Source organism: Sporocytophaga myxococcoides, from assembly GCF_000775915.1.
Classification (GTDB): Bacteria; Bacteroidota; Bacteroidia; order Cytophagales; family Cytophagaceae; genus Sporocytophaga; species Sporocytophaga myxococcoides_A.
Genome location: NZ_BBLT01000002.1, coordinates 538,101 through 550,150, shown reverse-complemented (window position 1 = coordinate 550,150; position 12,050 = coordinate 538,101). Strand labels below are relative to the sequence as shown.

The following is a 12,050-nucleotide window of genomic DNA, read 5'->3' as shown; positions in this document are numbered from 1 at the left end:
ATAAAGAAGTTAAATACTGTTAGGTTCACTTCTATTACAACTCATAAATGAAAAGCCGGACAATTCTTTTTTAATCTGAAATATAATTGATACGGAAAATCTTGCTTTTGTGTTCGTTTCCTATTTTAAGCAGATAAATACCTGTTGAAATTCCAGAGGCCTTTGCATTTAAAGTAAAAGAATTATTTCCTGGAGTTATTGATCTTGAAATAACAGGAGTTTTTACAAGAGATCCGTCAAGTTTGAATAATTCAATAGTAACGGGCAAGAAACCATTGTAGGAGATTGCAATTTCCTCATTAAAAGGATTTGGAGAAACTTTAATTTCCTCTTCAAATTCCCGAGCAGAGACATCTGTAATCAGCTCTATAGTTGCTTCTACCTTTATATTAAACGTATCTGCAATACATTGATATTTATCTGTCACTACAACAACCTGGTCTTCTTCTGGGTAGAACGAAAGAACTCGATCCTCACTATTACCATAAGACCAAACATAATCCCCTTTCCAGGACGCACGTAAAGAAACAGAATCCCCAAGATTGACTTTGATATCCTTCACTCTTCCGGCATCTTTTATAATTGTAAATCTGTCTCTGATTAGGCCATCTGCATTAAGCCATTGCATATCTAGCCGGGAACCTTCCACATCCAGGATCAAAGACCCTCCATTTGTTATATCATTAAATGCTTCCATCGCATTATGGGGATAAGGCAAATGTGGATTTCCTCCTACAGCGCCAGAAACCCCTGAAACTACATAAACTGTCCCATCCGACCTGCGAAAAGAATCTTTAAGATATGTACATGAGTTCTCTGAGCCATCATATCTTCCTGTAGAATGGCTTATATTATGAACATTAGGATCGAAGGAATTTTCCTTACCATAATGCCCTTTGATTAGCTTACTTCGCTCATAACTATGACTATGCCCGCATATGATAAGATCTACACCATAGCGCTCAAGTATTCTTATAAAGTTCCTTCTAATCAATTCAAGTTCAATTTCTGTATCAGAGTTGTGATGCCCCATAGTATATGGAGCATGGTGCCAGTAAGCGATAATCCATTTACTCTTATTCGCTTCGAGATCTCTTTTCACCCATTCCACCTGAGCACCCAGAGTATCATAGAGTCTGGTTTCACCACCCTCTTTACCATATGAATCAAGGGAAAGGAAATGAATATTTCCGTAATCAAAAGAATAAAAAGCTTCTGTTCCAGAAGGTACCCCACCTGCTTCGCCATTTGCGGGCATATCAAAAATATCATAATACGCTATTTTATGATCCACTTGTCTGTCACTGCTCATGGCATAATCATGATTTCCAGGAGCCGGATAGACGGGTATATTTTTTAATGCGTCACTCTCATATATTGAAAAAAAGCCAGCTCTGTATTCACCATCATAACCATTCCAATAGGCATTGTCACCTAATAAGAGCATGCCATTGGTAGGGGCATTTCCCCTATATTTATAAAACTGATCTCTTACGTTTTTTTGATTTGTTGAATTATTACCACAATCTCCTACTATCCAGAAAGAATACTTCCCCTGAGAATCTTTAACAGGAGGTGTAAGAAAATAATTTTTATCTGTTCCTTGTAAAATACTATCTCCGAACCCAATAGAATAATAGTATTTTGTATATGGCTTCAGATTAGAAAGCGACACTGAATGTTCCGTTTTTGCAAGCTGATCTTCAACACTTTGATATAATTCAGAAGGAGACAATCCATATTTCACTATACTACTAACTTTGTTATTAGTTCTCCAACGCAATACAATTGAAGTCGGGGTAGCCTTTTGAAGGTAAGGTCCCCTTACTAATAATGTTTTATTTACATTAATCCCCCCAATCTCGCTTATGCGCATTTGGTTTTCATTCGCAAATCCGGTATTAACTAAACAGTATAGGAATATTATCAAAATCAAAGCTAAACAGGAAGAAGAAAATTGTTTTCTCTTGAAAATTTTGCCGAGAACAACATATTTATAGTTCTGTAAATAACTCATGAATCTATAGCTCTAATTAACTTTTGTTGAAAAAAACGTGAGAGAATACGTTCTATAAATTCAAACGAGTTAACGTATCAATAAGTTACTAAAACCTTTGAATCCATTGTCAATAGAGGAAAGTAGAAAAAGTTAGCTTTTTTACAAGAAAAATTTTAAATCTAAAAAACACAAAAATATTCAGCAAAAGTCAGAAATTGACTTTGAATGTTGGAATGTATGATTCACAAGACATCCTCATACCCTTTAGATTTTTCAAATACTGATTTTGCAAAAGGACACAAGGGGATAATTTTTACATGTCTTTCTCTGGCGAATGCCACTGCATGATCAACCAGTTGTTTGCCTATACCTTTTCCCTTAAGCTTTTCTGAAACTTCCGTATGCTCAATAATGACTCTATCATCACCTCTCCATCTGTAATACATAGTTGCCAATCTTTCATTTCCTTCCTCAATGAAAAATGTACCTTCATCTTCAGTTTCTTTATTCTGAATATCCATATACTGAAATTATAACATTATGCTTAAAACAATAAATTTTCATTAGTTTTATCAATCTCAAACTTTATCGTTCTCTTGATCTCATCATTGATGTTCAGGTGAAACATATTTACCTGTTCTTTGAAACTCTCCATCATAATGAAATTATAAATTTGAATTGAACTGATCTTTGATAAATCCACTTTTTCTGTTTCATAATAAACAATTATTCCCATCTGGTTCTTCTGTTCCGTTTTTACAAACTTCAGGTTCACAGCTGTTTTATTAAACTTTATTGAAAAATTCTTTTGAAAGAAATCATTAACAAACTTTTGGGTAATTTGATTTTTTTGGTTGATAAAAACATCCCCTCCTGAATAATTATATTCTTCCCGTAAAGTATTTTCGAAATCATCCTGAAATACTCTGTGAGTGATTTCAAATACTTTTTTTACAGCAGAATATTTTACTGAAGTATATGCCATTTTTAAGGGATGAGCTGAAGACTCATCTTTAATAAAAAAAAATACAACCACACATAATAAAGCCCTTTTCATTTAAACAGTATATCTACAATCATCATGAATGAAAGACCTGCACCTGCACCAGAAAAAAATACAGTCCACTCCCTGTGCAAAACATTAAAAACCCTTGTTGAAATGTATAAGATGACAAGGAATAGCATTACGATTGTTATCTGCCCAAGTTCAAGTCCGGAATTAAATGCAAATAGTTGCTTTATAATACTCGAATCCTCTCCCATCATAAATTTAAAATTATTGGCAAACCCCAAACCATGAATCAGTCCAAAGGATAAGGCAATGATATAGTTCACCACAACAGCTTTATCAAAAGTTTTTTCAGCAGACACATTTTTCTTCCTTACAATATTTGTCATTGCTGTAAGAAATATCGTCATAGGAATTAGTACTTCGACCCAATTCTGAGGTAAAAGTACATAGTTAAGTGTTGACAATGCGAGGGTAAGAGAATGACCAATAGTAAAGGCTGTAATAATTACCAGTATCTTCCTCCACTCATTAAAGGTAAACAAGGCACATAAAGTCATAACAAACAAGAGATGATCATAGGCTTTAATATCTATGATATGATCCCAACCAAGTTTTAAGTAATCTGAAAACTCAGCGTCAAATAGATGGTAAAGAATATGCAGATACATTAATCAATCATTGGAACATCCATCAATAAAATCTGAAGATCTTCAGAAGCCTCTATGGAAATCTTTTCAGTATTCCAGACACCAAGCCCATCTCTTACATCCAGATCTATACCATTTATTCTTGCTTTTCCTTTAATGATGAAAGCATATACGCCATTCCCTTTAAAAGCCAAAGAATAGTTCAACTTATAATTCTTTTTAAACTTCCCGACAGAGAATACAGCATTTTGATAAAGAAAAAGTGCGTTGGTATCTGTAGGAGAAACTACTTTTACCAAGGTATTATCAGGCTGATTTTTTAAAATACCATTTTTCTGCTGATACCTTGGCTTAACATTCTGTTGATTAGGGAATACCCAGATCTGAAGGAGTTTTAGAGGTTCAGATTTAGAATAGTTATATTCAGAATGCGTAATACCTGTTCCAGCAGACATTATTTGTACATCCCCTGCATTGATGAGGCCTCTGTTTTTCATATTGTCTTTATGTTCAACAGTTCCCTCCAAAGGAATGGTTATGATCTCCATATTATTATGAGGATGTGTTCCAAATCCTTTTCCACCGTCTATTCTGTCATCATTCAAAACTCTGAGTGCGCCAAAATTCATTCTTTCAGGGTCATAATAATCACTGAAGGAAAATGTATGATAACTGAGCAGCCAGGCTATTTCAGAAGTTCCCCTGGTATTAGCTTTATGAAGAACGTATTTAAATTGACCTTCAGGTTTTGTCTGAGCATTAGCATTTAAAACCAATGCGGACAGAAAGTATAAAATCAAGTATTTCATATCGGTGGTGAAAAACAGTAAACGATATAAAAATAAAAATTTATATACTTAAACAGATTGATCTACATCAAGAATGAAGGATTATCTCTTAAATTATAATCCCCTCTAAACTATTCTGGCAGAGTAATGAAAATTGATTTTCGTTTTATGGGAGTAACGTTTCTTGTTCTATGCCCCTTCCCTTTTGTATCTTCCATAAGAAGTATATCTCCTCCTTTAAAATTTCTCTTTACACCCAGGGAAGTTTCAATTTCAATTTCTCCATCAATTAATATAATATATTGCTTTTGAGGAGCTGTATGAAAATCAAAATCATAAGTGGGCTCCACTTCTCTGAATATTACTCCATTAGCAGGATAAGTATCAGAAAGCCTTCCTATGGTACCGGCTTCTTTCAAATCAATAGAGATATCTTCAAAATGACTATCTCCATTAACATCACTGTATACTTTGGTAACACTAAACATTTTGAGCATTATTTAAAACCCATTTTTTGGCCCAGTCTATCTCTTCCTGAATAATAGTATGCCCCATGTCTTTATATACAATTTCTTTAACATTTGCATTCAATTTTGTAAGTAAAGAAGTACTGTCTTGCACCCTTTGAACGGGTACGTGAAAATCAGGATCACTTGTACCTATAAAGATTGGAGTACCTGCAAAATCGCCTTTATATTTATCGGGATACAACTTATCACCAATCAGACCTCCTGTAAATGCAATGGCTCCGCCCCATCTGGTTGCATTTCTGGCAACAAATTCCAAAGTAAGACAAGCCCCTTGTGAAAAGCCTAGGAAATAAATTTTATCCTTCGCTATTCCCTTCAAAACTATATCATTTACTACCCCATTCAATAAATCGATCGAAGATGACAGGAACGGCTCATTTTGAGAGGGCTCTGCGAGAAAAGAATAAGGATACCAGGTGTGATTAGTTGCCTGAGGAGCTATAATTGCAAAATCATTATCCAGTTTAAAATAAGAAGACAGGGAAAGGATATCTTCTGCTGATGCCCCTCTTCCGTGCAACATAATAAGCACTTTCCCTGCCTCTTCAAGTTTTTTGCCCCTATATACAATATTATTCTGATGCATATTTAAAATTATTAAGCTTCTACAAGTTTAGGCAAAACTTTTTCAATCTGACTTCTTTTAGATTCGTATTGAGCTGGAAGTTTCAAGTTTTTTCCTAATTCATTCACATCTTCATCCACTGCAAAACCCGGATTATCTGTTGCTATTTCAAACAAAACCCCACCTGGCTCTCTGAAGTACAGGGAATAGAAATAATTCCTGTCAATCTTAGGAGTAATATTAAAACCTTTACCTTCTACGATATCTCTGTATTTCATCAATGTTTCTTCATCCTTTACTCTAAAGGCCACATGGTGAACAGTACCACCAGCAACATGACCACGACCTTCTCCCATAGCTTCTACCAGATCTACTATATTGGCGTTTTCTACTGTATCTGTCTTAAATCTGAAACGATTTATATTTTCAGCATCTAATTTGAAACCGAAAATATCAGTTAATACCGCAGCGGTATCTTTGATTGAGCTTAGAGTCAGCGTAACATTATGAAACCCTCTTGTTGCTACATTTTCCGCAATATCACCTGATACATAAGGCGTCCGGCTATCAGTTGCTTCATACAATTCAAGCTTTAATCCATCGGGATCAAGAAAGGTCAGATACTTTTCTCCAAATCTTTCTGACGGCTTATTATAAGTAACATTATGGCTTTCAAACCTTTTAACCCAGAATTCAAGACTACCTTCCGGAACAGCATAACCTATTTCAGTGGCCATTCCGGTACCTCTTCTTCCAGGAGTTATACCTTCCCAGGGAAAGAAAGTCAGAATAGAACCCGGAGTACCAATCTGATCACCAAAATAAAAATGGTAAGTGCCAGGATCGTCAAAGTTCACAGTCTTTTTTATTAGTTTGAGACCTAATACTTTTGTATAAAAGTCAAGATTGATTTGTGCAGAACCTGCAATTGCAGTTATATGATGTAAACCTAATATAGTGTCTTTCATAACTTTAGTGTTATTAGTATAAGTATAACTTTCTTCAATTGTTCTCAGAAGCGGAAAACCTTCTCCATTTCTGAACTATAACACAAAGATAGAACACCATATTCCTAATCCTCCTTGATCCAGATTAAGAAAGGATCTTGATACAGGTCAATGATTTGCAGAATACTCTAATTAAAAAAGCCAGTCAACCGAAAGATGTCTCGTTTTGACTGGCTAATTAATTTGAAGTGAATTACTTTTTTATGCGGCCTTGTTGGATGCCTGAACGTCCCTAGTGTTTTTCTGTACTGTTATTGCTCCGAAAATCGCTAACAGAAATGCAAAAGCGTAAAAGCCCTTTTCGCTAGGCAATAACACAGCATTCCAAAGTCCTACAACCAGCAATACTATTGACAATAAGGTTGCAAACCAGCTTAATCCATAATACAGATCCGTTACAGGAACGCCTTCCAGCTTGTCTCTCACACTTTTCTGTACTGATATTACTGAAAACAAACCAAACATTAGTACTGTAAAATAATATCCTTTTTCATTAAGTAGCATTTCAGCTCTCCACAGACCAATTAAATAGCCAAACATTCCTGCGCCTAAAGCTATCCAGGAAGCTGCAATAAATGCATTTGAAGGTTTTTGATTCATAATAATTCCATGTTTAGGTAAATAAAAATTAAAGTAATTTATTAAAAGCTTAAAGTTTGAACGAACAATATTCCCCGATGTGGAAAATCCCGATCTCTATAATTACATAAATTTATTTATCTATATAATTTGTTTTTAATTTACTGTCATTCAAAGATTGAACCACTTTTAGAATCCTCATTCAAGCTCTCACTTATTCCAGCAAGGATGTTTACGAAGAAAAAGATTAGTATTTTTTAATAACATTTTAATGTACTTTTAACTGCATTTTAATTTCTTTACATTCTGACAAGGCATTAAAAATCAATACAATTGTCTTTTTCTTAAGACAAAAACACGACAATAAAGAGCCAAATTATTACAATTCCAAGTTTATTAGTCTCATTAATCTCACTTGACAATTACAAAACATTGAAATATATTTATTCAGCTCCTAACGTTACCTCAGGAGAAAAAACCAAAATTGTCTTATTCTAATAGAGGAGAATATGACAAGGATTGAACAATTCGAAGATTTAATTTTAATTTTTAACAATGAGTTTACAAGTAAAATTTCTCCTTTGGGGAGGGTTATTCCTGCTTTACAGGCTTGGCTACAGCCAAAAAAGTATTTCCCCGGATTCTGCTATCCAGATAGCATTGATTAATCACCCCCAAATAAAAGTCTCCAATCTTCAGGTTGAGCAACAACAACTTTTAAAAGGAAGTACCCTTCAGTTTTACAATACTGAATTGCTGTTTGAGGCTCCCCAAGGAGATGAACTAAGGCCAGGCATACTTCAGGCTATTGACTTTCCTACTGTTTATATGCAGCAGTATAAAACACAGCAGGCAAATGTTAACCTGATGAAAGCTGACAGGGCTGTTAATACAAACCTGATAAAGTATAATGTCCGAAACACATATATTAGCTATCAATACTGGAGAGAGCGATTTCAAATACTTAAGAATCAAGATTCCATTTTGCGAGGACTATTGAAGATCAATGAGGTAAGATACAATGTGGGTCAAATTAGTATACTCGAGAAAATAAGCGGAGAAGCAAAGTATAAAGGAATTGAACTTCAGCTATTGCAAGCTTCTGCGGAATTCAGAAATTCAAGAAAACAATTTTTACTTGCCATTGGTACTCCGGAAGATACTTCTATTGTTCCGGATAGAACCATAGAAAAATTTCCCCCTCTTATTCTTAACACCTCCTCAACGGAAAACATAACCAACAATCCTGTATATCACTACTATCAAAGACAACAGGACCTGAGTAAAAGGCTTTTAAAACTTGAAAGAGCCAGAAGAATGCCTGGATTGATTGTAGGTTATTTAAATCAGGGGGATGAACACACTTCATTTAAATACAGATTGAGATTTGGCGTTACCTTACCTATATTTTACTGGGGATATCATTCCAGAATAAAAGCAGCGAACAAAGGCATTGAAATAGCAGAAAATCAGTTGATACTTGGCAAGTACAAACTTAACGGAGAATATGTACAGGCAGTAAGCAGGTATAGACAATTTACCCAGGAGTTAAACTACTATGAATCCGCTGGCCTTCTGGAAGCTGCCCAGACATTAAAGTCCGCTTCAGAGAGCTATAGACTTGGAAGTATAACATATTATGTATACTTATTAAATATCGAACAAGCATTCTCAATAGAGCTCAATCATCTTGAAGCGCTGAAAAACTACAACCAGTCCATTACTCACCTTAATTATCTTTTAGGAGACATTTAATCATGATTGAAAAGATTATAAGTTTCAGTGTACGCAATTACATTGTTGTTCTTGTTTTAACATTAATATTGATCTTATGGGGAAGTTACTCTTTGTCTGAGCTTCCTGTGGATGCAGTCCCTGATGTAACGAGCAATCAGGTAGATGTTATTACCAATAGTCCAAGTCTTGCCTCTCTTGAGATTGAGAAATTCATTACAGCCCCTATTGAAATGGCTATGTCCAATATCCCTGGGCTTATTGAAATGAGATCAACCTCTAAGTTTGGACTAAGTGTTGTAAAACTCGTCTTTACAGATAATACAGATGTTTACTGGGCAAGGCAACAAGTATTTGAAAGAATCCAGGCAGTACAGGCTGAGATTCCGGAAGAACTTGGAAAACCTTATATGGGGCCTGTTTCAACAGGTCTTGGAGAGGTATTTCAATATGTAGTAAGACCTGAAAATCCTAAAGATAAAAGTTTTTCTTTAATGGAGATCAGAACCCTACAGGACTGGAATATAAGAAAACAACTGCTGGGAATCCCTGGAATTGCGGAAGTGAGCGGTTTTGGAGGATACAAAAAAGAATACCAGGCTAAGATAAAACCAGACAGAATGAAAGCGCTGGGAGTTTCAATTGATGAGCTATTTGATGCGCTAAGCCGGGGAAACAGCAATACAGGAGGAGCATATATTGAAAAGAACAATAAAGCTTTTACCATAAGAGGAATCGGACTAGCAACAACACTTGAAGAAATTGGAAAATCAGTTGTTAAAAACAACGTGGGAGCTCCTGTATTAATAAGAGATGTAGCTGAAGTAGATTATGGTAATAGTATACGTTATGGAGCTATGACAATGAATGGGAATGGAGAGGTAGTCGGAGGTATTATCATGATGATGAAGGGTGAAAACGGAAGTGAGGTAATCGCAAGAATAAAAAGTAGAATGAAACAAATCGAAGCTTCCCTTCCCGAAGGTTTGATCATTGAACCATTCATAGATAGAGAGAAGCTTGTATCCAAGGCAATAAAGACTGTTTATACAAATCTTATCGAAGGCGCTATAATAGTAGTGCTGGTAATTCTTTTCTTCCTGGGCAATTGGAGAGCCAGTTTGCTTGCGGCTTCTGTAATTCCACTATCCATGCTTTTCGCATTCGGACTAATGAAAGAATTTGGTGTAGTTGGAAACCTGATGAGTCTTGGTGCAATCGACTTCGGTCTACTTGTAGATCCTGCCATCATCGTTGTTGAGGCTGCAGTTTTGCACCTTTCCTTAAAAATGGCCGGAAGGCAGACACAGAAAATGCGCTATGCAGAACGACAGGAAATTGTTATAAATGCTGCAACAGATGTAAAAAAATCAGTAGTATTCGGAGGCCTGATTATTCTTATTGTATATTTTCCCATACTCACGCTTACAGGTATAGAAGGTAAAATGTTTACACCTATGGCTAAAACGGTAAGCTTTGCAATCATCGGAGCGTTACTTTTATCGATCACTTATGTACCTATGATGTCTGCATTGATCATAAAACCTTCTTCCCACGAAGATCATGGAATTTCTCAAAAGCTCATCGATGCGATATACAACTTCCTTCGAAAGATCCTTGTATGGGGTATGGAAAAAAAAGCTGCAATTGTCGGATTTGCTCTTGCTGTACTTGGCGCCGGGATATTCGGATTTGCTATCATCGGTGGAGAATTTATTCCAAAACTTCAGGAAGGTGATCTTGTTATAGAAGTAAATCTTCCTGTAGGAACATCACTTTCTGAATCTTTAAAATTAAGCGACAAGATCCAGGCAGAACTCCTCAGAGAATTTCCTGAAGAGATTGAACGGATTGTTTCTAAAATCGGAACCTCAGAAGTGCCTGTAGATCCAATGCCTCTGGAAGCTCAGGAAATTGTAGTCGTATTAAAAGATAAAGAACACTGGGAAAAAGCCAAAACTCAGGAAGACCTCGCAGACCTGGTATCTGATGTAATGCAAAAGTTTCCAGGGATCGTAGTTTCAATTCAGCAGCCAATAGAAAACAGAGTAAATGAACTGATGAGTGGTGCAAGAACAGATGTTGTCGTAAAGGTTTTCGGCCCGGACCTTGATACCCTTGTGAATAAAAGCAACCAGATCATCAGCATTATAAAAGAAGTAGAAGGTGCTACTGATGTGCAGGAGAACAAAATATACGGGCTTCCTCAGATTAATATAAAATATAACAGAGATCATATGGCCTATTATGGTGTTACTGTTTCACAAATTAACAGAGCAATTCAGACAGCATTTGCGGGAGGAATTGCCGGTATTATTTACGAAAACAACAAACGTTTTGACTTAAGTGTCAGACTTTCCAGTGATGAAAGAAGCAAAACTGAAAACATCCATAATCTTCTAATTAGTGATAGAGACGGAAATCCACTTCCATTGCAGCACCTTGCAGAAATTAGCGAAGATGTAGGTCCCTCCGAAATAGGACATGAAAACCTTCAAAGGAAATCCAACATAGGATTTAACGTAAGAGGCAGAGACCTTGCCTCTGTAGTATCAGATGTGCGTAACAGAATCAATAATGAAATATTCATCCCTCAGGGTTATACAGTAGAATACGGTGGCGAATTCGAAAATTTTGAACGAGCTAAAAACAGATTATCAATAGTAGTGCCTATAGCACTATTGATCATCTTTATACTACTGTTTATTTCATTCAACACTTTCAGAGATAGCTTCCTTATATTTTCAGTTGTTCCCCTTTCAGCAGTGGGAGGAGTTTTCTCTTTATTACTCCGGGATATGAACTTCAGTATATCTGCAGGAGTAGGATTTATTGCACTTTTCGGTGTTGCAGTATTGAATGGGATCTTACTTGTAAGTAAGTTCAACGACTTGCTGCTTGAAGGAATAACAGATCCAAAAGAACGTGTACTAATCGGACTTAAAGACAGATTAAGGCCTGTATTAATGACAAGTTTTGTAGCTGCTTTGGGTTTTCTTCCAATGGCTATATCTTCCAGCGCTGGTGCTGAAGTTCAAAAGCCTCTTGCCACTGTGGTTATCGGGGGATTGTTTACTGCGACTTTCCTCACACTAATTGTATTACCCGTATTTTATACAATATTTAAGAAAGATCAATCAGAAAGCTGGTATAAAAAATACCTTCCCGAAAACAATTAATATTCTCTAA

General features: G+C 35.8%; 11 protein-coding genes. 2 read left to right on the top strand and 9 right to left on the bottom strand.

What is annotated here, in order from left to right:
• Positions 1–70: 70 nt before the first annotated feature.
• From MYP_RS06765 to yiaA, 9 genes are all read right to left on the bottom strand, one after another.
• Positions 71–1,876, bottom strand: a complete 1,806-nt coding sequence (locus MYP_RS06765) for a metallophosphoesterase (RefSeq protein WP_197060024.1) — start codon at positions 1,874–1,876, stop codon at positions 71–73.
• Positions 1,877–2,241: 365 nt separating this feature from the next.
• On the bottom strand, positions 2,242–2,520 hold the full coding sequence (locus MYP_RS06760) for a GNAT family N-acetyltransferase (protein WP_045460315.1): 279 nt from the start codon (positions 2,518–2,520) through the stop codon (positions 2,242–2,244).
• 23 nt (positions 2,521–2,543) lie between these two features.
• The gene (locus MYP_RS06755; RefSeq protein WP_045460312.1) at positions 2,544–3,056 is read right to left on the bottom strand and encodes a DUF6702 family protein; all 513 of its coding nucleotides are present in this window, start codon (positions 3,054–3,056) and stop codon (positions 2,544–2,546) included.
• On the bottom strand, positions 3,053–3,679 hold the full coding sequence (locus tag MYP_RS06750; RefSeq protein ID WP_045460309.1) for a HupE/UreJ family protein: 627 nt from the start codon (positions 3,677–3,679) through the stop codon (positions 3,053–3,055). Before MYP_RS06750 ends, MYP_RS06755 begins: the two co-directional genes overlap by 4 nt.
• A complete protein-coding gene (locus MYP_RS06745; protein ID WP_081990421.1) occupies positions 3,679–4,467 on the bottom strand; it encodes a pirin family protein in 789 nt (262 codons plus the stop codon). The genes MYP_RS06750 and MYP_RS06745 overlap by 1 nt, the downstream gene beginning before the upstream one ends.
• A 110-nt stretch (positions 4,468–4,577) precedes the next feature.
• Complete coding sequence (locus MYP_RS06740) at positions 4,578–4,943, bottom strand: hypothetical protein (RefSeq protein ID WP_197060023.1); 366 nt, start codon at positions 4,941–4,943, stop codon at positions 4,578–4,580.
• Positions 4,927–5,562 carry an alpha/beta hydrolase gene (locus MYP_RS06735; RefSeq protein WP_045460304.1) on the bottom strand — a complete coding sequence of 212 codons (636 nt, stop codon included), beginning with the start codon at positions 5,560–5,562 and terminating at the stop codon, positions 4,927–4,929. Before MYP_RS06735 ends, MYP_RS06740 begins: the two co-directional genes overlap by 17 nt.
• An 11-nt stretch (positions 5,563–5,573) precedes the next feature.
• Positions 5,574–6,509: a ring-cleaving dioxygenase gene (locus MYP_RS06730; protein WP_045460302.1), complete on the bottom strand. Its 936-nt coding sequence runs from the start codon at positions 6,507–6,509 to the stop codon at positions 5,574–5,576.
• Positions 6,510–6,749: 240 nt separating this feature from the next.
• A complete protein-coding gene (gene yiaA / locus MYP_RS06725) occupies positions 6,750–7,148 on the bottom strand; it encodes an inner membrane protein YiaA (RefSeq protein ID WP_045460300.1) in 399 nt (132 codons plus the stop codon).
• Between the two features lie 534 nt (positions 7,149–7,682).
• On the opposite strand from yiaA, the gene MYP_RS06720 reads away from it, so the two are divergent.
• Together MYP_RS06720 and MYP_RS06715 are read left to right on the top strand one after the other, a co-directional pair.
• On the top strand, positions 7,683–8,882 hold the full coding sequence (locus MYP_RS06720) for a TolC family protein (protein WP_045460297.1): 1,200 nt from the start codon (positions 7,683–7,685) through the stop codon (positions 8,880–8,882).
• 2 nt (positions 8,883–8,884) lie between these two features.
• A complete protein-coding gene (locus MYP_RS06715) occupies positions 8,885–12,040 on the top strand; it encodes an efflux RND transporter permease subunit (RefSeq protein WP_052429997.1) in 3,156 nt (1,051 codons plus the stop codon).
• Positions 12,041–12,050 lie beyond the last annotated feature (10 nt).

Bases quoted from the DNA above. Each gene is read 5' to 3' on its own strand.
- MYP_RS06765 (WP_197060024.1), bottom strand. From the start codon at position 1,876: ATGCGCATAAGCGAGATTGGGGGGATTAATGTAAATAAAACATTATTA.
- MYP_RS06760 (WP_045460315.1), bottom strand. From the start codon at position 2,520: ATGGATATTCAGAATAAAGAAACTGAAGATGAAGGTACATTTTTCATT.
- MYP_RS06755 (WP_045460312.1), bottom strand. From the start codon at position 3,056: ATGAAAAGGGCTTTATTATGTGTGGTTGTATTTTTTTTTATTAAAGAT.
- MYP_RS06750 (WP_045460309.1), bottom strand. From the start codon at position 3,679: ATGTATCTGCATATTCTTTACCATCTATTTGACGCTGAGTTTTCAGAT.
- MYP_RS06745 (WP_081990421.1), bottom strand. From the start codon at position 4,467: ATGAAATACTTGATTTTATACTTTCTGTCCGCATTGGTTTTAAATGCT.
- MYP_RS06740 (WP_197060023.1), bottom strand. From the start codon at position 4,943: ATGCTCAAAATGTTTAGTGTTACCAAAGTATACAGTGATGTTAATGGA.
- MYP_RS06735 (WP_045460304.1), bottom strand. From the start codon at position 5,562: ATGCATCAGAATAATATTGTATATAGGGGCAAAAAACTTGAAGAGGCA.
- MYP_RS06730 (WP_045460302.1), bottom strand. From the start codon at position 6,509: ATGAAAGACACTATATTAGGTTTACATCATATAACTGCAATTGCAGGT.
- yiaA (WP_045460300.1), bottom strand. From the start codon at position 7,148: ATGAATCAAAAACCTTCAAATGCATTTATTGCAGCTTCCTGGATAGCT.
- MYP_RS06720 (WP_045460297.1), top strand. From the start codon at position 7,683: ATGAGTTTACAAGTAAAATTTCTCCTTTGGGGAGGGTTATTCCTGCTT.
- MYP_RS06715 (WP_052429997.1), top strand. From the start codon at position 8,885: ATGATTGAAAAGATTATAAGTTTCAGTGTACGCAATTACATTGTTGTT.